The sequence below is a fragment of the Leucobacter coleopterorum genome (assembly GCF_011382985.1).
In the GTDB taxonomy this organism is placed as follows: Bacteria; Actinomycetota; Actinomycetes; order Actinomycetales; family Microbacteriaceae; genus Leucobacter; species Leucobacter coleopterorum.
Map to the genome: position 1 here is coordinate 2,696,175 of NZ_CP049933.1, position 23,187 is coordinate 2,719,361.

Consider the following 23,187-nt stretch of genomic DNA (forward strand, 5'->3'; position numbering starts at 1 on the left):
GGCACCTGTTCCAGCAGCTCGCACTCGCGCGTAACGCTCTCGAAACACGGACACGCAATAGTTACAACCAAGCAATAGTATGGGGAATACGTCGTGCGAGAAGGGAGCGGGTTTATGCAGCTGCTCTGCCTCACCGACCGGGATCCAGCAGATTCACTGCCCGGGCTGGACCTTCTTCCGCACGAGATTCGTACGTCGCCACTCTCACTACGCGTGCCAGAAACGATGGCTGACCGCTTCGATGCGATCCTCATCGACGGCACTCTCGATCCTCGCCGCGCTCGCACCGCAAGCATGAGCCTGATCGATTCGACTGAGACCCCGCGGGTTGTCGTGCTCTCAGAGGTCGCGTTGCCAGTTCTCACGACCGATTGGGGAGTTCGGGATCTGCTGCTGCCGACAGCGAGCCCTGCGGAGATCGAACTCAGGCTTCGCCTGCTTGAGCGCCCATCCTTCGCCGACGAGACGCCCTCACCCGCGGTGCAGGCGGCGGGCGTGGTGATCGATGAGTCGAACTTCATCGCGAGGGTCTACGGCCGCACACTCGACCTGACCTACAAGGAGTTCGAGCTGCTTCACTTCTTAACGGGCCACCCCGGTCGAGTCTTCACTCGCGAGCAGTTGCTCAGCGAAGTGTGGGGCACCGATTATTTCGGCGGCACCCGCACGGTCGACGTGCACGTGCGACGCCTGCGCGCGAAGCTCGGTGACCACGAAGGGCTCATCAGCACCGTTCGCGGTGTTGGGTATGGATTTGCCCGCGCACGTTATGAGGAGACCACTGAATGACTTCCGTCCCCGCTTCCAGTGGTGATCTGGCGATTGCGCGAGCCATCATCGCCGCGGCCGAAGAGCACGACGGTGCCTCACCCGTCTCAGATCAGGCGATGCTCGCGGTCGCGCAGGGGCAGCGAGAGCTGATGCTGTTCGGTACCGATGCCGCGGAGCCCACCGCGGTCGGCATCGTTGGTGACGGTGAGGTTGACCTGGTTGTGCACCCAAAACACCGCGGGCACGGGATCGGTACGGCCGCGCTCACCGAGCTTGTTGCGCGCGGTTCGGCGTCCACAGGTTCAGGATCCGGCAGTTCGGAATCGCTGCGCGCCTGGTCACACGGTGACAATCCCGCGGCTGACGCGATCCTCACAAGGACAGGATTTGCTCCGGTGCGCTCATTGTTTCGAATGGCGCTCGATCCCGACCTACTGCCGAGCGACGGCCGGGATCCGGCCGCTCTCCCTGCGCCCGAGGGATTTGTGCTGCGCAACTACCGGGCGGGCAACGCCGCGGATGCCGCGGACTGGGTTCGTGTCAACGCCGCTGCCTTCGCCGACCACCCTGAGCAGGGTCGCATCACGGTCGCTGACTTCAATCTCATTACGCACGAAAACTGGTTCGATCCGGCCGATCTCTTTATTCTGGCGGGACCCGGGGGCGTCGCAGCAGGATCAACCTGGATCAAAACGACCCCTGGCGAGAGTGAGCTCTACGCAATCGGAGTCCACCCAGATCACGCGGGCCACGGCCTCGGTCGTTACCTGCTCGACGTCACGCTGGCTCGCATGGCGCATCACCAGCCTGAACGAGTCACCCTCTACGTTGACGGCAACAACACCCGTGCTGTGAAGATGTACGAGGCCGCCGGGTTTAACATTGATTCACGCAGCCGGCAGTGGGAGCGACCGGCAATGTCAGTAGCTAATGCCAGAATGGATGCATGAGCGAACAGACGCGCGACGTTTCAGCCCGCGACAGCCTGCCCGCGGATCGGTACATTGACCGCGAGCTGAGCTGGCTTGCGTTTAACCAGAGGGTGCTCGAACTGGCTGAAGATCCAACGATCCCGCTGCTCGAACGAGCCAACTTTCTCGCCATCTTCGCATCGAATCTCGACGAGTTCTTTATGGTGCGAGTCGCTGGCCTCAAACGCCGAATCGTTACCGGCCTCGCGGTGCCGACCAACGTTGGCCGCGCACCCACCGACGTGCTCGAAGACATCAACCGTACCGCCTACGAACTGCAGCTGCGGCACGCCCGCTGCTTTGTCGATCAGGTGCAACCCGCGCTGGCAGAGGCCGGGGTTCGGATCGTCGAGTGGGAGCAGCTCGACAAGGCTGATCGCGAGATCTTGACCGGCTACTACGAGCAGAACATCTACCCGGTGCTCATGCCGCTCGCAGTTGATCCGGCTCACCCCTTCCCCTACATTTCGGGTCGCGCGCTCAACTTGTCGATTCGGGTGCGCAACCCGCGCACCGACAAGATTGAGTTCGCTCGATTGAAGGTGCCGCAGATGATCCCTCGTTATGTACGGGTGGATCGGCGCGAGTCCGACGACAACGTTCGCTTCATTGCGCTCGAAGAGCTGATCGCGAACCAGCTCGATGGCCTCTTCCCAGGCATGGAAGTCATCGACGACCACGTCTTCCGAGTCACGCGCAACGAAGACATGGAGATCGAAGAGGACGAGACTGAGAACCTCATCCAGGCGCTCGAGAAAGAGCTGCTGCGGCGGCGCTTTGGCCCACCGATTCGACTTGAGCTCTCCGACGACATGGACGAGGCGACACTCGAACTGCTCGTCTCAGAGTTCGATATCGACGAGCAGCAGGTGTACACGCTCCCCTCACCGCTCGATTTGAGTGGCCTGTTTGCGCTCGGTGGTGTGCAGCGCCCCGACCTCAAGTTCAAGCCGCACATTCCGGTAACGCACCCCAAGTTTCGCAAGAGCTCACCGAGTGAAAAGCCCGACATCTTTGCAGCCATCGCGCGCCGCGAAGTGCTGGTGCATCACCCCTACGAGTCGTTTGCGACGAGTGTGCAGGCTTTTGTTGAGCAGGCCGCCGCTGACCCTGACGTGCTTGCTATCAAACAAACCCTGTACCGCACCTCGGGCGACAGCCCCATTATCGCGGCACTCATCGCGGCGGCTGAGGCAGGCAAGCAGGTGCTCGCGCTTGTTGAGGTGAAGGCTCGTTTTGATGAGGAAGCGAATATCTCGTGGGCGCGCAAGCTCGAGCAGGCTGGCGTGCACGTGGTCTACGGTCTTGTCGGGCTGAAGACCCATTGCAAATTGGTGCAGGTCATTCGTCAAGAGGGTGGGCAGTTGAAGCACTACTGCCACATCGGCACGGGCAACTACAACCCGAAGACCAGCCGCATCTACGAAGACTTTGGTCTGTTCACGACCTCGCCCGAGGTCGGCCGCGACGTCACAAAACTGTTCAACGTGCTCTCGGGGTACGCAATCGAAACGGACTACGACCGCCTGTTGGTTGCACCCCTGCAGCTGCGGGCTGGGCTGCTTGAGCGAATCGAGCGGGAGGCCGAAAACGCTCGCGCCGGATTGCCGAGTGGCATTAAACTCAAGGCCAACTCGATGGTCGACGAGGTCATTATCGACGCTCTCTACCTCGCTGGTCAGGCCGGTGTTCCCATCGAAATCTGGGTGCGCGGCATTTGCTCGATCCGCGCGGGCGTGCCAGGGCTCTCCGAGAACATCCAGGTGCGCTCGGTGCTGGGGCGTTACCTCGAACACTCGCGCATCTACGCGTTCGAGAACAACGGGGATCGCGAGGTGTTCATTGGCTCAGCCGATCTGATGCACCGCAACCTCGACCGCCGCATTGAGGTGCTGGTGCGCATCATCGACCGCGAGCACCTCGGCCGCATCGATCGCTTCTTCGAGTTTGCGTTCAGCGACAACGTGTCGTCGTGGCGCATGCTGCCTGACGGCACGTGGCAGCGTCGGGTCATAAGCGAAGAGGGCGAGCTGCTGCCAGATCTGCAAGACCTCGTGATGCTCGACCGCACAGCCGCCGGTTCAAGGAGAGCCCGTTGAGCAAAGAGACTCTCGCTGCCGGCACTGTGTGCTGGAGGCGCGTGACGCTACCGAATGGCGGTACCCAGTTGATGGTGCTGCTGATCCACCGCACCAAGCAGAAAGACGTGTCGTTTCCAAAGGGCAAGCTCGATCCTGGCGAGAGCATGCCCGAGGCCGCCGTGCGCGAGACCTGGGAAGAAACGGGGCTCTCGGTTGCGCTGGGTTCGCACCTCGGCACGATCCACTACGGCATCGGTGGCGGCAACAAAAAGACGGTTCAGTACTGGGCGGCAGAGGTAACACCCGAAATGGCGCTGGCCTCGACCTTCACGCCAAACTCCGAGGTGCAGGCGCTTGAGTGGGTGCCGCTCGAGGCCGCACGCAAACGGCTGAGCTACAAGGCCGACCGCGAATTGTATGATGTCTTTCTTGAACTCGCTGCGCACGACCTGCTCGATACGTTCACCGTGACGTTTTTGCGGCATGCCAGAGCTGAGTCTCGCGGCGAACAGTTTCCCGTCGATTGCGAGCGGCCCCTCACTGAGACCGGCACAGTGCAGGCCGCGACCGTCGCGCACATCTTGGAATCCTTCGGCCCGCGCCGCATCTACTCGTCGACGGCAGTGCGCTGCCTTGAGACCGTTGCGCCACTTTCCGAGCGCACCAGCCGCAAGGTTCGCGCGAAAACCTCACTGAGCCAAGATAACTGGGACACGGGCGACCTCGACGGTCTGCGCAAGCTCGTCGGAAAGATCGTCTCTCGCGGCAGCAACGTTGTCGTCTGCAGCCACCGGCCCGTGCTTCCCGACCTCGTGCGCGAATTAATACTCGCGACGGGCAGTCTGCCAGGCAAATATGTCGAGAAAGCGGCGGACATGCCACCGGCAGGTTTCTCGGTGTTTCACCTGTCACGCACCCGCCCAGGGGCTGGCATCCTTGGTGTGGAGACTTACCCCCTGGAGCACTAGCAGCGGTTCCCGCCGAGAGGAGCACCAAGGCTGAGTCGCGGAATAGCGATCCCGAAGCCCCACGTTCACTCGCTGTTCACCTCTTGGCAGACCTCAATACACCCAGCCTGTCTAGCTTGGAATGTGTGGCCAGTGTGGCCGCACATTTCATCAGCTCTCAGATTGGTTCTCAAGTGAAGCTTTCAACACTGATCAAGACCGCGGCTATCGGAAGCATTGCCGCGCTCGCACTCACCTCTTGCGCCGCGAACGAGTCGTCCGCCAAGCCATCCGACGACACCAGCACTACTTCCTCCCTCTCTGGTGAGCTCATCGGTGCAGGTGCTTCGTCGCAGGGCTCCGCGCAAGAGGCCTGGATCTCTGGGTTCCAGACAGCAAACGAACAAGTCACCGTGAACTACGACCCCACGGGATCGGGTGCCGGGCGTGAGACCTTCCAGAAAGGCGCGAGTGCGTTTGCCGGCTCCGACCGAGCCTTCACCGTCGAAGAAATCGAGGCTGGCCCGTTCGAATCCTGCGCTGCCGACAGCGACATCGTCGAGTTCCCGGCTTACATCTCGCCCATCGCGCTGATCTTCAACGTCGAGGGAGTCGACTCCCTGAAGCTTGACGCTTCAACCGTCGCGAAGATTTTCTCGGGCAAGATCACCAAGTGGAACGACCCGGCAATCGCGTCGCAAAACTCGGGCGCCACACTGCCAGACCAGAACATTGTTCCCGTGCACCGCTCCGATAAGTCGGGCACCACCGAGAACTTCACCGACTACCTCGCCGCAGCAGCGCCCGCCGACTGGGCGGCAGGGGCGATCGAAGAGTGGCCCACCGACCTGGGTGGCGAAGCAGCCCAGGGCACTTCAGGTGTGGTTGAGGCCGTGACCAACGGTGTCGGCACTATCGGTTACGCTGACGCGTCGCGCGCTGGTGATCTGTCCACCGTCGAGATCAAGGTTGGCGACAAGTACGTTGCATACTCACCCGAGGCAGCTGCAGCCATCGTCGATGCATCACCACTCGAAGAAGGCCGCAGCACCCACGACCTGGCCATCAAGATTGACCGCACCAGCACCACTGATGGCACCTACCCGATCGTGCTCGTGAGCTACCTCATCGGTTGCCAGAACTACAAGGATGCAGCTCAGGCCGATCTCGTGAAGGCCTACTTCAACTACATCGTAAGCACCGAGGGTCAGGATCAGGCGGCCGAGGCCGCCGGCAGCGCCCCGATCTCGGATAACCTGCGCAGCAAGGTGCAGGTCGCAATCGACGCGATCAAGTAGTTCTCGCTCCGCCTAGGTACGAGTCATAGCAGCTCACTCGAGATGCTATGACTCGTACTTCGCGGAGGACGACCGTAGCCAACGACCACCGAAGGACACCATTGACAACAGCTAAGCCAGTTCTGAGCCGAGGAGATCGTGTCTTCTCGCGCTCAGCAGTGTTTGCCGGGAGCATGATCCTCGTGACGCTCGCGGCCGTTGCCGCGTTTTTGATTGTGCAGAGCCTGCCCGCTTTCTTCGCGACAGGCGAGAACGCGAGCCTGCTCACCACCAATTTCTGGGCCTACGTGGGCCCCTGGTGTTCGGCACGGTCTGGGCCGCTACGCTGGCACTCATCATCGCTTTGCCACTCTCCATTGGCATCGCCCTCTTCATCTCGCACTACGCACCACGCAAGCTCGCGCAGGTTCTCGGCTACATTGTCGATCTACTCGCCGCGGTGCCCAGTGTGGTGTTTGGTTTGTGGGGTATTGGAGTGCTCTCCCCCGCTGCCCAACCGGTCTATGCCTGGTTGAACGATAACCTGGGCTGGATCCCGCTCTTTGGCGGTGTGGTCACTGGCACGGGACGCACGATCCTCACCGCCGCCCTCGTGCTCGCGGTCATGATCCTGCCGATCATGACCGCCATCTGCCGCGAGGTCTTTCTTCAGGCGCCCGCGCTGCACGAAGAGGCCGCCCTCGCACTCGGCGCAACACGCTGGGAGATGATCCGCCTCGCGGTGCTGCCTTTCGGCCGCCCCGGCATCGTCTCGGCGGCCATGCTTGGTCTGGGTCGCGCACTCGGCGAGACAATGGCCGTCGCCATGGTGCTCTCGGCGACGGGTGTGGTGAGTTTCCGCCTCCTCACCTCAGAGAACCCCTCAACCATCGCCGCAAACATTGCGCTCTCCTTCCCTGAGGCATACGGCGAAAACATCAACGTGCTGATTGCAACTGGTCTGATCCTCTTCATCGTCACATTCTTGGTGAACGCGGTCGCTCGATGGATCGTGAGCCGCCGCGCCGAGTTCAACGGAGCTAACTAATGGCCATTACCGTTCGCCCCAGCGCCGCATCCACACTCGCGGGTAACCGTCTTTCCCGCAGCACCCCGTGGATGACCCTCGCGGCAAGCCTTGCCGCCGCGTTTGCCCTGTTCGGCCTCATCGCACTCGCCTCGGGCCAAGAGTTCTCACTCATCGGCGCAACCCTCACCGGGCTGCTCGCGTACCTGCTCATTATCTCGGTCCTCTCCGCCACCGTTGAGGGTCGACGCCAGACCATGGACCGCTTCATCACCGGCATTGTGACTGGCGCGTTTTTGCTGGCAATGGTGCCGCTGGTGTCGCTCGGGATCACGGTGATTGAAAATGGTCTCGCGCGTTTCGACGCTGAGTTCTTCACCTCCTCAATGCGCAACGTCACAGGTGAGGGTGGTGGTGCACTACACGCGATGGTCGGCACACTACTGATTACCCTTGCGGCAACTGTCATCTCCGTACCTCTCGGGCTCATGACCTCCATTTACCTGGTTGAGTACGGTCGAGGACGACTCGCCCGCATCATTACCTTCCTCGTTGATGTGATGACGGGTATTCCGTCGATCGTCGCGGGTTTGTTCGCCTACGCGGTGTTTGCGCTCTTTTTGGGCCCCGGCGTGCGCATGGGCATCATTGGCGCGGTCGCGCTATCGGTGCTCATGATCCCGGTGGTCGTTCGCTCAAGCGAGGAGATGCTTAGGCTGGTGCCGAACGAACTTCGTGAGGCCGCCTACGCGCTGGGAGTGCCCAAGTGGCGCACGATCCTGAAGGTGGTGTTGCCCACCTCAATCGCGGGCATTACGACGGGAATCATGCTCTCAATCGCCCGTGTGATCGGCGAGACCGCTCCGTTGCTCATTACCGCGGGCTTCACCGCTTCCATGAACTACGACCTGTTCAAAGACCGCATGCAATCACTTCCCGTGTACGTCTACACACAGTTCGCAAACCAGGGCAATCCGGCATTCGCGTTTCTCGACAGGGCATGGGCGGCGGCACTCCTGCTGATCCTCATCGTCATGGCGCTCAACCTTGCGGCCCGCCTCGTTGCTCGCAAGTTCGCCCCAAGACCGGCCGCTAGCTCTACCCGAAAGAAAGAACACAATATGTCGAAGCGCATCGAGGTTACCGACCTCAACGTTTACTACTCCAAGTTTCTCGCGGTCGAGGGTGTCACGATGAACATCGAGCCCCGCAGCGTCACCGCGTTCATTGGGCCATCTGGCTGCGGCAAGTCCACCTTCTTGCGCACGCTCAATCGTATGCACGAGGCAATTCCGGGCGCGCGCGTGGAGGGTGAGGTGCTGCTCGACGGCGAAAACCTGTACGCGGCGGGCGTCGATCCCGTGCTCGTACGCCGCCAGGTCGGCATGGTGTTTCAGCGCCCCAATCCGTTTCCCACGATGTCAATCCGCGAGAACGTGCTCGCGGGTGTGCGGCTGAACAATCGCAAGATGTCAAAGTCGGACGCTGAAGAGCTGGTCGAGGGTTCGCTGCGCGGTGCAAACCTGTGGAACGAGGTGAAGGATCGGCTGGACAAGCCGGGCTCCGGGCTCTCTGGCGGGCAGCAGCAGCGTCTCTGCATTGCGCGCGCGATCGCAGTTTCGCCCGAGGTGCTCCTGATGGATGAACCGTGTTCGGCTCTCGACCCGATCTCGACCCTCGCGATCGAGGATCTGATCGACGAACTGAAGCAGCAGTACACAATCGTGATCGTGACCCACAACATGCAGCAGGCCTCGCGGGTGTCGGATCGCACGGCGTTCTTCAATATCGCCGGCACCGGCAAGCCAGGCAAACTGATCGAGTACGACGACACCAGCACGATGTTCTCGACGCCGTCAGTTCAGGCGACCGAGGACTATGTCTCTGGTCGGTTTGGGTAGCCGCTTTCGGGCACAAAAATACCGAGCCGCAGAAACGCCTCTCGGCGGAAGGCCGCTCGAGGCGGCAAAAATTGGAGCCCGGGGTTACTGCGGCCCGGCAGCTACGAGTTTAGCGCAGGATCAACCACGGCCCAACTACTCCAGCGTGCCGTCGCGCCAGCGCGTGGCACCACCATGCAGATCGTGGGCGAAAGTTGAGTATCGCAGGGCCCTTGTGGTGAGTGTGGTCGCGTGCTCGTCGTTGTCGTTATCGCGCGAGTCGGCGAGGTCGGCGGCCCCAGCGACATGATCCTGCAGTAGCTAGCTGCACGTTCAAGGGCGTCACCGAGATCTCCAGTGAAGGCACCCCTCAAGATCGTGTCGCAGAGTTCGGTGATCGAGGCGGGGGTCGCGGGTTCTGCAACGCCCGCAACGACGGGGTCAATTGTTACCGCGATTACGGCACCTCGACGATACAGATCCGCAGTTAGCTCGGGGTCCGTGCCAGCCACGCGACGCAGCAAGTACAGGCGCCAAAGAACCCCCGCGAGTGAGTGTGCTCCCTGACGCGCCCACAGTTCCGCAATGTCGTTAATACCGTCGCCCGAAGCGAGCTGCACCACCCGCTCCACGATGACCGGATCGGCACCCTTGCGCACGCGATCGAGCAAAGCCCAGGAGGTCTCCTGTGCGATGCGGTGGGATGCCCCTGGCTCATCAGAACCGATCAGCCAATCAAAGCTATAACTTGGTAGCAGTACGGGGCGCAGGTGCTCTCTAGTCAATGGTCTCCATTCAAACATGTATCGTGATTCCGGTGGCCTCAGGAGTATACGCTTCTCTGCTTCAAAAGGAATGTCGGGGAGTCGAAGTCGCTTTTTCTGTGGTTGACCCCTTGTGTTGGGCAATCTGATACCTGGCTGCAGCGGATGTGCACTACCTACTGATTGAAAGACCCGAACACAAAAGTGGGCCAGAGTGGACACATCATTCGTTGTGTCCACTCTGGCCCAGTCCAGGGGCGCACGAGACGATGCCTGCGCGCTTTGTGCTATTCGATTGGAGCTACCTCTGGTAGGTCATTTCGAGTCGGTAGATGAACGCGGCCATCGCCTCACGCGACAGGTCGTCCTTGGGACGGTAGCTGCCATCGGCGTAACCAGTCGACAGCTTCGATTCCTTCATCCACGCAATCTCCTTGGAGAACTTCTGACCCGTCGCGACATCCGCAAACACAGGCACCTTACGCGGAACCGTGCACGAAGGTGTTGTGCCTGCTGCGGTGACCTTGAGCGTGTAGTTCGCGGTCGCAACTCCAGCCGTGTTCCTCGCTTCAACCGTAAACGAGAACGAAGCACTCTTGGTCGGCTTACCCGTGATCTTTCCCGTCACACCATCAAGAGTGAGCCCGTCAGGCAATTTGCCCGCAGACACCCGATACGTGGCAGCCGGCGAACCAGTGCTCGTGAGCTGGTGAGTGTCCGCGGCACCGACCTGCCCATTCGCGGGGGCCTTTGAGGTGATCGCGGGCTTAACATCAGGATCCACCGGTGTGGTGCCATCAGTCGTGGTCAGCACAAACGCCGCAAACAACATACTTACGGTGAGATACCGAGTATTGGCCAGATCGCCATCGCCCGCGCCGCGAAGAACGTCAACGGTGTGTGGTTTCGTGTCGGAAACTGTTGGGAGCGCCGACGGTATAGCCGGTACCTGCACACCGTCCATGCCGGATACCGCAGAGAAAACACGAATACTAGCAGGACCGTACGCCCCCACCTGCGCGGTTGGGCTCAGATGAAAGCTCGGCTCGGTCATCGAAGCGAACCCGGCAGGAAGCACCGGAGAATCTTTCCTACTGACTTCAAAAGTTGATGTCGGTGAGTAGGTGCCAGCGGTGGTAGCGGCCAGCTTCTCTTCCCAAGAACTCGGGTCTGTATAGATGTTGCTGGTTGTACCCGCGCCCGGAGAGAGCACAAACCTCAAATATGACGCTGTAGCACCGACGATTCCTCCTGTGGTGCCGACGCTGGTGCTGGTCTGCACATTCGGACCAATCGCCGCCGGAGCTTCTACAACCGATGTGGTGCCAGCGGCCACGGTGTGAGCCGACATTGTGTAGTTGATGGTGATCGGTTGCGGCTCACCTGCACCGCCGTACGCGGACAGGTCGGGTACAGGATGTGTCTCGTCATACGACGGGCTATACGTGACCGCGATCGTTCCGGCATCAAACTGTGAAGTGTCGACATTCTTTGCTACATACACAACGTCGACAACCGGTTGCGGCTCCTCAGCAAACACAGCCGTCGCTCCGCCAAATGCGAGCGATGCCCCAAAAGCGATTGCGGTAGCTGAAACTAAGGCAAGGCGAGAACGTCGCGAAAAACGCTAGTCAAGAAGAGTCTCCAATTATGTTAGGTGCAATTTGCTGGTGTTGCATTACTAATGGTAAAGTTCGCCCCTGATCAACGCCCAGGATTTAACCGAGCATCTGCCGAGACTGTGGGTTAATGCGTCTGGGGCGGCCACCGCCTTACGGCAACCGCCCCAGTCGTTTTTCAGTTATCTGTTTGAGCTACCAGCCAGTCACACGCTGGCCTTTCGGCGGTTATGCTTTTGCGCGTCTACGCTGCTGCGCAACCGTCACACCAACACCACCCGCCAGCATCAGCAGTGCCGCAAGACCGGCCCAGAGACCCGCCGCTTCACCGCCGGTTACTGGAAGCGTCACCCCGGGCAACCCTGGTATCAGCTCATCAACAGGCTTCAGTACCGTCACATCTTCCGCGTCACAGTCACCATCGTTCACACACGCGACCGGAGTCTTCACCGACGCAACGTTCACGACCTCACGGGTCGCATCCGCGTTCACAGTGACGGTCACCTTCACCGTCTTCGCTGCTTCCCCGGCGAGCGTGCCCAGCGACCACGTCACCGCATGCTTCGCTTTGTCATACGTGCCGCCATCACTCGACGACACATAGGTGACGTTCTTCGGCAACCGGTCAGTCACAACCACGTCTTTTGCATCAACATTGGTTTCGTTGGTGACGGTCACGTCATATGTGAGCTTCTCGCCAGGCTTCGTGCTCTCCTGGTGATCGGTCTTCACAATTGACAGTTTCGGCAACACGTCACGATCTGTCGACTCACACGCGTCTTCCTGAATGCAACCCCCAGGAATATCGACCTTCGCGGTATTGATCACCTCGTCGCCCGGCTTCGCCGATGCTGCAACCTTTACCGTCACCTTCACCACCGTTGCGGCACCCGGCGCGAGCTCGCCCAGTTTCCATGTGACGGTCTTGCCATCAGCAGACACCACACCGCCATCGGTCGCAGACACAAACACCCCGTTCTTCGGCAGCGTGTCGGTGACAACCGCGTCGGTGATGGTCTTCGACTTCGAGTTGTTGCCAACAGTCAGGTCGTACGTGAGTTCTTCCCCAGCCTTCACCTCAGTCTTGTGATCATCTTTCAAGATCCACACGTCTGACGGGGTGACATCGATATCAGTCGACTCACACTCGTTCACCTCGGTCGCGGGATCATCAATGCAGACCTCGTTCGTGGTGATCTTGGCCGTGTTCACAATGTCAGTATCAGGCGCAAGCTTTTCGTTTACCCTCACAGTGACGGTGATCTCGTGCTTTTCACCAGCTTTCAAAGTGCCAATATTCCACTCAAACTTTGACGAGTCCGTAAGCGATTGGGTTGCTTCTTCCGATGAACGCAAGAAGGTGACATTGCTCGGGATCTTGTCACTGACTACCACGTTTGGCGCGTCGTAGTCAGACGTGTTTGACGCTGTGAGTGTGTATTCAAGGGTCTCGCCTGGGCGGACAACGGTCTTGCCGTCATCCTTCACAATCGACACTGCGGGTACACGGTCAATATCGATAACCTCGCACTCGTTCACTGCGGTATCTGGATCATCGACACAGAGCTCGTCAGTTGTAACTTTTGCAGTGTTTGAAACAGCCTCGTTCGGAACGGCCGATGCCGAAACCGTCACGTCTACAGTCACTGTCTGCTCAGCACCCGCAGGCATCGTTCCCAAGTTCCACACGACGGTGTTACTTGCCGAGTCGAACACACCACCATCAGTTGCCGATACAAACGTCAGGTTTGCCGGAAGCTGATCCGTCACTTTGACATCAGGCGCGTCTGTCTTGCCGTTGTTCTTCACGACGAGCGAGTACGTAGAGGCCTCACCTGGAAGCACTACGTCTTTGCCGTCTGTTTTTGTGAAGGCAATCATTGGCACGTCGTCAATATCAATCGATTCACACTCGTTCTCTGGAGTTCGAGTGTCATCGACGCATCCAGCGGGAGAGTCGATCATTGCCACATTTCGCACGACATCACCAGGTTTTACCGTGTCAGCGACAGTGACGACAACCTGAAATGTCAACGATTCGCCCGGGTTGATGGTTGGTACGTTCCAGGTGACGATGCCGGTGTTCGGATCGTGCTGACCGCCCTGATCTGCCGAAACAAATTGGAGGTTCTCCGGCAACTGATCAGTAACGACCACATCGGTCGCAGCCACACTTCCGGTGTTCGTTGCTGTCACGTCGTATGTGACAGACTGCCCCGGAGCAACGACCTGCTTGTGGTCGTCTTTAACGACCTTGAGAGATGGCGTGTGGTCGATGTCGATTGATTCACACTCGTTCTCGCTCGTTGCAGGATCATCAACACAACCCTGCTCCGTATCCACCACGGCAACGTTCCGGATCTCCTGACCCGGCGCAACATCAGCATCCACCATCACCGCGACCCGCACAGTCTTGGAAGCACCCGCATCAAGCGACCCAATGTTCCAAACCACACGACGCAACACAGGATCGTACACACCACCATCAGACGCCGACACAAACGCCACGCCCGCAGGCAACACATCAGTAGCCGTAACCCCGGTCACACGATCCGCACCCGTGTTCGTCACCTTCACGTCATACGTGAGCGCTTCACCGGCACCAACCACGGTCTTACCGTCAGTCTTCTCAATCTTCACCGATGTCGGCGTCAAAGGATGCGTCGTCGTGCACTCAGGCTCCGTACCATCAACACAATTCGACGGCACCTCAACACCACCAGGGCCTTCACCCGCACCAATCACCTTATTGAGCAGCGTCGCACCACCAGCAGCGTTGTCATGCACCTTCACCTGATACGTGAGAGTCACCTTCGCACCTACCGCGAGATCACCGTTCCAGGTCAGCGTGTTCCCCGATACCGTCGGTGCCGCACCCGTAGAAGCAGTCAACGAACCCGCAACCAGATCAGCATCATCGAACACGTCTGCGAGATCATCCGTGACCTGAACACCCGTCAGCGCCGCATCACCGGTGTTCTCAGCCACCACCGAATACGTCACCGTGTCGCCACGCTTCACCGTCGTACCGGTAGCTGGGTCAGCAGACTTCGACACCTTCAGGCCCGGCGTCAACGGATCAACCGGATGCGTCGTCGTGCAACCAGGCTCCGTACCATCAACACAGTTCGACGGCACCTCAGGACCACCAGGAACCTCACCCGCACCAACCACATGGTTCAGCAGAGTTGCCGCAGCAATCGAATCCGTCTTCACCTTCACCTGGTACGTGAGAGTCACCTTCGCACCCTGAGCAAGATCACCACTCCACAACAGCGTATTCCCCGACACCGACGGTGCCGCACCCGCAGAAGCAGTCAACGAACCCGACACGATATCAGCATCATCGAACACGTCTGAGAGGTCATCAGTGACCTTCACGTTCTCAAGCGCAGTCTCGCCCGTGTTCTCAGCCACCACCGAATACGTGACCGTGTCACCACGCTTCACCGCGGTACCCGACACCGGGTCAGCAGACTTCGACACCTTCAACCCAGGAGTCAACGCATCAACCGGGTGCGTCGTCGTACACTCAGGCTCTTCACCCGTCTCACAGTTTGACGGGACCTCTGTGTTGTCGTCTGGGTTCGTACCCGAACCCACAACCTTATTCAGCAGAGTTGCCGCAGCCGGGAAGCTCGCTTTCACCTTCACGTCGTAACTCAGCGTCACCTTCTGACCCTGGGCAAGATCACCACTCCACGCCAGCGTGTTGCCCGAAACCGTCGGAGCAGCACCCGTAGAAGCAGTCAACGAACCCGACACGATATCGGCATCATCCAACACGTCTGCGAGATCATCAGTGACCGTCACATTTGTAAGATCGGTGTCGCCCGTGTTCTCAGCCACCACCGAGTACCTGACCGTGTCGCCACGAGCCACAGTTGTGCCAGAGGCCGGATCAGCCGACTTCGCTACCGAAAGGCCGGGTATACGCGCGTCGTTCGTAACAACACACTTGACACCGTCAGAAAAAGCAACATTCGTGGTAACAGAAAGCCCGTCAGGCGAAATCGTCAGCTTGTCGGCAGGAATCGTCACACCGTTATTGGTGCACGCCCAACTCACGTCATAGTTCGCCCACGTCGAAGAGGATCCCGGATCCATCGTCTGAGTAAACGTGACCGGGTACCCATCAACGTCAGCAACCAACGCCGCCTTATTGGTGCCTGAGGGAGAACCCGCACCCGTTGATTGAGTTCCGTAATCCCGCACGGCGGAGCTTTGCTTCACAGAAAATGAGTCATTCGCGTTGTACCGGTCGATAACCGTTGCTTGGCTCTCGATAGATGCAAACATCACGGCAAATGCAACCGCCTCGTTCGAGGCGGTGTTGCGAACAGTCAGAGCAGCCGAGATTTCGGTCGGGTGTTTCGCATACACCATCGTTGCACCCGAGTACGCTTCTTGAAAGTCAGTCGTTCCATCACACCGAACGCTGGTGGTTCCGAGGCCTGTTGGAACACAGCCTGGTCCCATCCGTCCGGTTGAGCTTCCGTGAGGTGCTCCAACGGCACATCGGCAGTCCACGCGAAAGCCTCTTTAGCATCGGTGTGCTCGGCATCGGCCATCACCATTGAAAAGTCATCACCGAGAGGCACACCATCAAGCGAGGCCTTAATGTCCGAAAGCCTGTACTTGATGACCTCACCAGACAAACTGGTTCCGGTGAGTTGGGTCGTTAACGCGGGATAACCCGGGGTATTCAGGTAGAACCCGTTACCGAGAGCCGAATGCTCCCATGTCGGCAAAGGGCTCGACCATTTCAGACGTTTCCCATCCGCACCAGCTTCCGCACGCAACGTGAAGTCCAAGGTCAAACCATTACCGAGTTCAACGGTGTACGGCGCTCCCTCTGCCGTGTCTATTGCTGCGTTGGTACGAACCGACTCCATATCAATCCAGCACAGAGACGAAGCGTACGGTCCACCCTCCCCATAACCACAGCTGGTGATCGTGCTCGGGGCCGCTGATGCTTTCGCGGGGCGAGCGAGATACCCCGGCGACGAGCGCGATGAGAACGGTCAATACCGCAGTAAATCGCCCGACGCTGAGTGCTGCACCGCGCATAGCTGATCGGGGCGTGAAGCCTTTAACTTCCTCCGTTTGGATAAGAGTCCAGGTTGCGGAAACTTCATCTAGATATTCCTTCATTCCGTATTTGACTTAGTGAAACGTGCCTTTAGAGAAGCAATGAGGTCAAGCTCAGGCTTGTAGTTGCTGCTCGTTGAAATAGCTCATCGATACTCGGCGTACTCCTGATAAACATTCATCTGGGGGCACGCTGGCTTGCCGTAAAGCAGATGCCAGCGCGTTCGGTCAGGACGAGGAAACGACGCACAGTTGATCCCCCATCATTCATAGAACAATGGAAGAGGCAAAAAATTACAGGACTTTTGTGTCTTTTTTAAAAATCTTCGTGCGTTCAGTATTCGGGGTCAAACTGATTGGATTGTGGCCCGAGGGAGGTCCGCATTCGCGGCAAGATTGGCCAAGAATTGCAATCGGTATGCCTCAAGTTCAAGCATATTGGCATCGGGCACACACACTGCCTCGTCCACCACCATGGAGCAGCTTGCTGAAGCGTCGACGAGCGAGACCCCGCGGGGTGGGGTGACAGTAACTCGATAGCCCGTCGGGTTAATTCCTGGTTCGAAGACAACGCGTAGTTCGAGTTTGACTCGCGCCCTCCTCGCGCATACGTCTGTGGCTTTTTGACCCACTCCACACTGCGCACTCCCTGAGGAAGCTCAGGCGGCGGATCAGTATCCGGTGGATCAGTATTCGGTGGATCACTATTCGGTGGGTTCACCGACGGATCTTCCACTGATGGATCGTGCGTTGCACTGGGTGATGAGCTGTCTATTGTTGCCGCGGGGCGCCCAGCAGGTGCGGCACCCGCATCACGGTTCTTCGCAGCAGCTGTTTCATTCAGGCTGTCATCCTCATTTTTTTGATGCAACACTGAGGAGGGGCTGTCGTCCCCGCTGATTGGATTAACGCCCTGGAAAGACATCGCAGCGACGACAATTCCTGCAGCTACCGGTAGCCCCAATCGGAGACCGACACTACGTCGTTGCTCATTGGCAATCAGGCTTGTTTCGCGCTGGCTGTATGCGTTACTCGCTTGCCCAGCAGACGGGCTCAATGCAGAAAGCCTGACAAACTCTCCCGTTGTCGCCAACCCGAGGATTGCGCTCACCGGCAAGCGCATCGAGGTCATCCTCTTGAGTCGCTTTTGACACGAGTCGCAGGTCTTGAGATGTTGCTCAATCCGACTGTGCCTCAGACGCGGAGATTTACCGCGAGCATGCAGGGCCAAGTATTGGATCTTGACGGTCTCGCATCCTGGTAGGTCTGAGACTGTTTCGATCAGATAGTTTGTTCGCAGCGCGTCTCGGGCCCGGGACGCGGCAGTTGCGACATTTTGTTCTGAAATGTTGAGCTCTTTGGCGATGTCTGCCAGAGACTTATCTTCCACTTCACTGAAATAGAGAACCTGTTGCGCCCGCGTAGTGAGAGCTTGATAAGCCTTTACCGCTGCTTCGTTATCTCGTGTACTCGTCAGATCTGAAGTCAAGTCAATGATTTGATCCTGTTCCACGAGAACTTGTAGGTCGTCGCTCGGCAACTCCTTACTTTGACGCTTGCTCGCGTTAATCGACTCGTTGCGAATACAGACCCTCATGTAGGATACGAAGGTCTTCTCGGATGGCCCTCCCCCGACCGAACTCGCTGAAGGATCGAAACAAGTACGTCAGATACAACGTCTTCGGCGAGGCTCTCATCGCGCAGAAGCGTGTTGGCATACTGCACGAAGCGTCGGTGAGACGATTGAAACAGCGCCAAGAACTGGCCCTCACTGACGGGCGGCCCCCCATATTCTTGATGCTTAGCGCCGTCTTCCATTACTTTCCCCCAAAATTTACGCCTGTTCCAGGCGTTCCCCTCTTTCAAAGCTTCAGGTCTCATCCGCGATGTTCAGAAAAGGTGGCATCCCCAAGATGCCGCCCCCGAGCTGCTGCCGCATTGTTTTCATGTCACTCGATTAAAAGTGCCCTGATCTAGCCACACGAAATCACGATGAGCGCAAGGTCACGCGTCTCTCAGCAACGCGCACCAAAGCTATATATTAGGCACAGAGCCAGGTAAAGGGAAGACATCTCCGCAAAATCGAGGGTGCGAACCGACAAACCGAGGGTATTCAAACGCAAAAGTAAGGGTATATAGGTTTCGTGAGTCGTTAAACCCGCAGCAGGCCCCCAGGTTTCACTCGACGGCGATTTACTTCAATGGCTGACGGCATAACGCGGGCAACGGGCAAGAGTAAGGCCTTTTACGATTTGGGTTGCGGGTTGCGGGGAGGGATTTCTCACTTCTCCGCAACCCGCAACCCGCAAATTGTTTTACGGTTTGAACGTAATCTGTTCGGTCAGGTCAAAGAGGGGATTATCGTGATCCAAGTTACCTTCCGAGTCTTTGCCAACCAACTTCATTTCGATGTTGTAGGGACCATCCCACAGGGGCCAGACGGAAGATTGGGCGAACGACTCCTTGGGGGCGATAATCCCCATCTCGGCGTCAGCACCAAAGTCAATTTCTGACCGATGCAGACCGAGACCTTCGAACCAATCAGTCGATTCTTCTAGATAGGGGATGCTACTGAATGGCCAGTCTGGGTGTGTTCCGCTGATCTGGAGTGATATCGTACCGATATCAAGGGTTTCTGTAGTGTTATTTGTCAGGACGAAGTTGACCGCCATCCGCGGCGTTCCGGCTGGGAGCAAGAGCACTCCAGTGTCGGGGTCTTTGTAGCGTTCATCAGCATCAGTCACCCCAGTCGCAGTGCGGAAAACCGTTATGGTGAATTTTTCGGTCTCAATAGTTTTCACCACTTCACCGTCCGCGACAATGGGATACGCAAAGGCCGCATTAGTAAACTCACCGGAGTTTGACTTAGGAGTCTCCGGTTCAACTTTTTTGGTTTTAGTCGGCGTTGGAGCCTCGGTCTTGGATGTGGTTGTTTCTTTTGATTTGTCGGGAGCGGTACAGGCCGTGAGTCCGATAAGCGATCCGGCAACAGCAACCGTGATGAGCTTTCGCATCAGCGAAGGCTGCCTACCTCGTCCTGTGGTTGCCGAATACGATTTGTTACTGCTCGCCATGGTTTTCTTCTTCCTTCAAATATTCAATAGGCATACAGAAATTTCCTGCATCGAATAGAAGGACGCGACTGGCGTGCCTTTCGTTACGAATTTTTGGCACTAGTTTTGGGGCTCATCGCATTTGAGAGTGTAGAAGCATTCGCGCGGCGTAGTTCGTGTGGTCGGTGAGTGCACAGGTCGCCGACGAGTGCCCAGGATCCTGACCTGTGATTAAGAGGGCCGCTCGTCAGCTTCATAGGCACTCGTGTCTTGGGAAGTTCTGTGCGGCCAATCAGCACTCCATGGCCGTCTCTGCAGGCCACAACTGCAAAGTCGACGGGCAAGATGCAAACTCGATATATGGATGCCGCTCTCGCGCAGCTCGAGTGCACCCGATACCGACGAGAGCACCCGATAATCACACGTCGGAAGCTAAGGACCTCGTCGGTATCGGGTGCACTCGCCAACCTCACGAACGATATCGAAAGGCCACTCTTCAAGAATGACGGGTTCGGACCACGTCTACACCCTCAAATACGAGGAGCCAGTTTTGGGAGCAAGGCAACGGACAAGAACTCTGGACCGTGCACTGGAGCGGAGATGCACCTGGGCCGGCCCAGTTGTGAGGTCCGCTCAGTGTGTGGGTCGAGTTCTTTTCGCTGAGAGGGGATTTGGAGGGGATTTCTGAAATCTCACCAGAACGGGAAGTTTGCATTCCCTTACAAACATTGGTGCCCCCAGCAGGGATCGAACCTGCGACCTGCGGATTAAAAGTCCGTAGCTCTACCGCTGAGCTATAGGGGCCAACTCGACTAGCGTAGCGGATACTCGGCGCGCTCGCGATTCGAGCGCGCCGATCCACTCAGGCTCTGCGGTACTCCGCCGTGATCGGGCACTCGAAGGGGTCGCGCGCAGCCAAACCAACACGGTTCAGATACTCGATCACGATTGCATACGAGCGCCAGATTGTCGTCTCGGTATACGGCACGTTCAAGGTCGCGCAGTGTTCGATCACAATTTCGCGCGCCCTCGCGAGGTGTGGCCTTGGCATGCTCGGGAATAGATGGTGTTCGATCTGGTAGTTCAGACCGCCCATGAACCACGTCGCGGCCCAGCCGCCCGATACGTTGCGTGAGGTGCGAACCTGTTTCGAAAAGAAGTCGAGGCGAGCCCCCTTTGCAAGAACCGGCATGCCCTTGTGGTTCGGGGCAAACGAGGCCCCCATGTAGACGCCGAATACTGCAAGTTGCACACCCACAAACGCGAAGGCCATGCCGAGAGGCAAAAAGAGAAACACCGGCGTCAGGTAGAGTGCAAAACGGATGAGAATCATGCTCAGCTCATACCAGCGCTTCTTTACAGGAGCGGTCGATAGCAGGTGTTTCAGGCTGAGGTAGTGCAGATTGATCCCCTCGAGTGTTAGCAGCGGAAAGAACAGCCAGCCCTGTTTGCGAGTAATCAACCGAATGAGGCCCCGTGATTTGGCGGCGTCCTCCTCCAAAAACGAGATCGTGTCGACGTCTATGTCGGGGTCTTTGCCAACCATGTTCGGGTTTGAGTGATGTCGCGTGTGTTTGGAGTCCCACCAGGAGTAACTCACACCAATGAACCCCGCAAGAATGCGTGCCAGCCGATCATTTGCGGGCCCGAGTGGCATGATCTGGCGGTGGGCGGCCTCATGCGTCAAAAATGCAATCTGCGTGAAGATGATCCCGAGCGCACCAGCGATGAGCAATTGGAACCAACTGTTGCCGAGTAACACAAACCCCGTGATCGCTCCACCCAGCGCAACAGCTATTAACACAGCGACGAAGGTGTAGAACCAGGGCGTGCGGCGCAGCAAACCCGTCTCACGAACAATCTGAGCGATTTCCGTGTAGGCACGGGTCATCTTGGGGTAAGTGTCGCTGGTGGCGTATGTCTGACGCAGTGGACCGAGACGCGATGCAGGGGCTAACGGAGTGACAGTTGAGGGAGCGATGATGACGTCCTCGTCGTTACAGAAACACTTCGGTGTTTCTTGGCTGTACAGCCAAGGGCAGGTTGCCGATCGCTAACCCCAGGGTATGCCTCACACCATACCGGCAGCTGTATACGTTAGTTCGAAGGCCCGCACGCCTTTATCACGGCAGCGATCCTCTTAAGGCCCAGCAGCATACGCGACACCGATTCAGCCCCGTACCCCACGATAATCCCACCCGAGACAGCTTCCCTTTCAGCACCTGGAGCAATACTCTGCACCAACCCCACGAGCACGCCGCGCTCTTCGAGCTGCGCGGCTGCGGCGGTCGCAGATACACTCTGCGGCAGCGGGATCACAACGTGCAATCCACCCGCCGCCCCCGTCACAGTCAGCTTCAGTCTCTCGCACTCAGCGAGCAGCAACTCGCGCCGGTGCCGATACTCGCGCCGAGTGCGGCCGACCTCACGGCGAAACCCGTCACCGCTCAAGAATTCAGCGAGAGCCTTCTGCATCATCGCTGGCACCGCTTCACCCAGGTCACGCCGAACACCGAAAATTGCCTCGCGCAGACTCGCGGCGCTCGCGCCACGTCCGAGCACAATGGCCCCGCAGCGCAGAGATGGCGAAAGCACTTTGTTGAGTGTCGTCACATAGATCACCGATCCACCGCGGTCAAGCGCGGCCATCGCCGGCAGCACAGCACCGTCGTGACGAAACTCGCTGTCGTAGTCGTCCTCGATAACAAACGTGCCGGACCGGGCCGCCCATTCGAGGATCGCATGTCGCTCGACCGCCGGCATTCTTCCGCCGAGCGGGTACTGGTGGCTTGGGGTGACCATAACGGCGTCAAGCGTCTCGTCTGTGGTGAGCTTGTGCAATGCGGTAGCTGTCACACCTTCTTCCGCGACCGGTGCCGGCACGAGAGACGATCCAGCCCGCTGGAGCGCCTTTGCTCCCTCGATGTATCCAGGATCCTCAACCGCAATTCTTGGCGCACGGCTCCGTAGTTCACGGAGTGCGAGCGCAATCACCACAAGCGCCTCGGAGGTTCCCGTCGTCACGACAATATCTTCGGCGTCACAGTCGATTCCGCGACTTCGCCTGGCATGGTCTGAAATCGCCCGTCGAAGTGTAAACTCGCCGCGAGCATCAGGAGGGTCTGAGGCCCACCGTTCTCGTGCTGCCGCGGCGAGCGCACGCACCCACTCTCGTGGCGGAGAAGTCGGCACATAGGGCCGACCTGGCCTGAGATCAATGGGAGGCGCCACTGCATTGCGCCCAACCTCTCCCCCGGGTTCGGGCTCACGTGCGGGTACTTGGTCGCGCCCGGTTTCAGCTTGCCGAATGCCCACCACGAAATGCGCCCGATACTCACCCCATGATGGCAGTTGCTCAACCACGCGCGTGCCCGATCCCTGACGACTCTCGAGGTATCCCTCCCCCACCAACCGCTCGTACGCGTTGACCACTACCGAACGAGCCACGCCCAGGTTGACAGCAAGAGCGCGGCTGGGCGGCAGGGTGTCGCTCGGGCGCATGGCTCCGCTCAGGATCAGCTCACGCAATCCGTGGGTGAGCTGATCTGACAGGGATACAGACTGGTCACGGTCCACACTCAATTGCGGAAACTGCTCCATTGCTGACTCACCCTGCGATCTCAAACCCGTGGAATTGGTACGTCAATAGTTTACATATTTGGACTTCTTTGAAGGCCTATTACGCTCCTATCGTTGCTGTATCGGC

At 58.6% G+C, this 23,187-nt stretch carries 14 protein-coding genes, 1 tRNA gene and 3 pseudogenes; 8 read left to right on the forward strand and 10 right to left on the reverse strand.

Annotation, left to right across the window (positions count from 1 at the left end; all coding sequences use genetic code 11):
- Positions 1-114: 114 nt before the first annotated feature.
- The 8 genes and pseudogenes from G7066_RS12680 (at position 115) to pstB (ending at position 8,975) form a co-directional block, all read left to right on the forward strand.
- Positions 115-789, forward strand: coding sequence for a winged helix-turn-helix transcriptional regulator (locus G7066_RS12680; protein WP_166331456.1), 675 nt, complete (start codon positions 115-117; stop codon positions 787-789).
- A complete protein-coding gene (mshD, locus tag G7066_RS12685) occupies positions 786-1,721 on the forward strand; it encodes a mycothiol synthase (protein WP_166331457.1) in 936 nt (311 codons plus the stop codon). The genes G7066_RS12680 and mshD overlap by 4 nt, the downstream gene beginning before the upstream one ends.
- Positions 1,718-3,841: an RNA degradosome polyphosphate kinase gene (locus G7066_RS12690; RefSeq protein WP_166331458.1), complete on the forward strand. Its 2,124-nt coding sequence runs from the start codon at positions 1,718-1,720 to the stop codon at positions 3,839-3,841. The genes mshD and G7066_RS12690 overlap by 4 nt, the downstream gene beginning before the upstream one ends.
- On the forward strand, positions 3,838-4,791 hold the full coding sequence (locus G7066_RS12695) for an NUDIX hydrolase (protein ID WP_166331459.1): 954 nt from the start codon (positions 3,838-3,840) through the stop codon (positions 4,789-4,791). Before G7066_RS12690 ends, G7066_RS12695 begins: the two co-directional genes overlap by 4 nt.
- Positions 4,792-4,964: 173 nt before the next feature.
- On the forward strand, positions 4,965-6,068 hold the full coding sequence (gene pstS / locus G7066_RS12700; protein ID WP_166331460.1) for a phosphate ABC transporter substrate-binding protein PstS: 1,104 nt from the start codon (positions 4,965-4,967) through the stop codon (positions 6,066-6,068).
- A 47-nt stretch (positions 6,069-6,115) separates the two neighbouring features.
- Positions 6,116-7,095, forward strand: a pseudogene (pstC, locus tag G7066_RS12705) (phosphate ABC transporter permease subunit PstC).
- A pseudogene (gene pstA, locus G7066_RS12710) lies at positions 7,095-8,159 on the forward strand (phosphate ABC transporter permease PstA); the annotation flags it as partial. The pseudogenes pstC and pstA, both read left to right, overlap by 1 nt.
- A gap of 36 nt (positions 8,160-8,195) precedes the next feature.
- Entirely contained in the window at positions 8,196-8,975 is a 780-nt protein-coding gene (gene pstB / locus G7066_RS12715) for a phosphate ABC transporter ATP-binding protein PstB (RefSeq protein WP_166332068.1), read from the forward strand.
- Positions 8,976-9,076: 101 nt separating this feature from the next.
- Here pstB and G7066_RS12720 read toward each other — a convergent pair whose 3' ends face one another.
- From G7066_RS12720 to pdxR, 10 genes and pseudogenes are all read right to left on the reverse strand, one after another.
- Positions 9,077-9,739, reverse strand: coding sequence for a hypothetical protein (locus tag G7066_RS12720; protein ID WP_244302990.1), 663 nt, complete (start codon positions 9,737-9,739; stop codon positions 9,077-9,079).
- Positions 9,740-10,019: 280 nt separating this feature from the next.
- A complete protein-coding gene (locus G7066_RS16495; protein WP_244302991.1) occupies positions 10,020-11,258 on the reverse strand; it encodes a putative Ig domain-containing protein in 1,239 nt (412 codons plus the stop codon).
- Positions 11,259-11,565: 307 nt separating this feature from the next.
- A complete protein-coding gene (locus G7066_RS12730) occupies positions 11,566-15,723 on the reverse strand; it encodes a DUF7927 domain-containing protein (RefSeq protein WP_166331461.1) in 4,158 nt (1,385 codons plus the stop codon).
- Positions 15,681-16,232, reverse strand: a complete 552-nt coding sequence (locus G7066_RS12735) for a CshA/CshB family fibrillar adhesin-related protein (protein WP_166331462.1) — start codon at positions 16,230-16,232, stop codon at positions 15,681-15,683. Before G7066_RS12735 ends, G7066_RS12730 begins: the two co-directional genes overlap by 43 nt.
- A 1-nt stretch (position 16,233) precedes the next feature.
- Positions 16,234-16,407 carry a hypothetical protein gene (locus tag G7066_RS12740; RefSeq protein WP_166331463.1) on the reverse strand — a complete coding sequence of 58 codons (174 nt, stop codon included), beginning with the start codon at positions 16,405-16,407 and terminating at the stop codon, positions 16,234-16,236.
- 355 nt (positions 16,408-16,762) lie between these two features.
- Positions 16,763-18,034 (reverse strand): annotated as a pseudogene (locus tag G7066_RS17990) (RNA polymerase sigma factor); the annotation flags it as partial.
- A gap of 709 nt (positions 18,035-18,743) precedes the next feature.
- On the reverse strand, positions 18,744-19,442 hold the full coding sequence (locus G7066_RS12750) for a hypothetical protein (protein WP_166331465.1): 699 nt from the start codon (positions 19,440-19,442) through the stop codon (positions 18,744-18,746).
- A gap of 768 nt (positions 19,443-20,210) precedes the next feature.
- Positions 20,211-20,285 (reverse strand) — tRNA-Lys (locus G7066_RS12755).
- A gap of 58 nt (positions 20,286-20,343) precedes the next feature.
- The gene (locus G7066_RS12760; RefSeq protein WP_244303410.1) at positions 20,344-21,465 is read right to left on the reverse strand and encodes a fatty acid desaturase family protein; all 1,122 of its coding nucleotides are present in this window, start codon (positions 21,463-21,465) and stop codon (positions 20,344-20,346) included.
- Between the two features lie 113 nt (positions 21,466-21,578).
- Entirely contained in the window at positions 21,579-23,057 is a 1,479-nt protein-coding gene (gene pdxR / locus G7066_RS12765) for a MocR-like pyridoxine biosynthesis transcription factor PdxR (protein ID WP_205881451.1), read from the reverse strand.
- Positions 23,058-23,187: the final 130 nt, after the last annotated feature.

Bases quoted from the DNA above. Each gene is read 5' to 3' on its own strand.
- G7066_RS12735 (WP_166331462.1), bottom strand. From the start codon at position 16,232: ATGGAGTCGGTTCGTACCAACGCAGCAATAGACACGGCAGAGGGAGCG.
- G7066_RS12680 (WP_166331456.1), top strand. From the start codon at position 115: ATGCAGCTGCTCTGCCTCACCGACCGGGATCCAGCAGATTCACTGCCC.
- G7066_RS12730 (WP_166331461.1), bottom strand. From the start codon at position 15,723: ATGGTGTATGCGAAACACCCGACCGAAATCTCGGCTGCTCTGACTGTT.
- G7066_RS12750 (WP_166331465.1), bottom strand. From the start codon at position 19,442: ATGCGAAAGCTCATCACGGTTGCTGTTGCCGGATCGCTTATCGGACTC.
- G7066_RS12740 (WP_166331463.1), bottom strand. From the start codon at position 16,407: ATGCGCGGTGCAGCACTCAGCGTCGGGCGATTTACTGCGGTATTGACC.
- pstB (WP_166332068.1), top strand. From the start codon at position 8,196: ATGTCGAAGCGCATCGAGGTTACCGACCTCAACGTTTACTACTCCAAG.
- mshD (WP_166331457.1), top strand. From the start codon at position 786: ATGACTTCCGTCCCCGCTTCCAGTGGTGATCTGGCGATTGCGCGAGCC.
- G7066_RS12690 (WP_166331458.1), top strand. From the start codon at position 1,718: ATGAGCGAACAGACGCGCGACGTTTCAGCCCGCGACAGCCTGCCCGCG.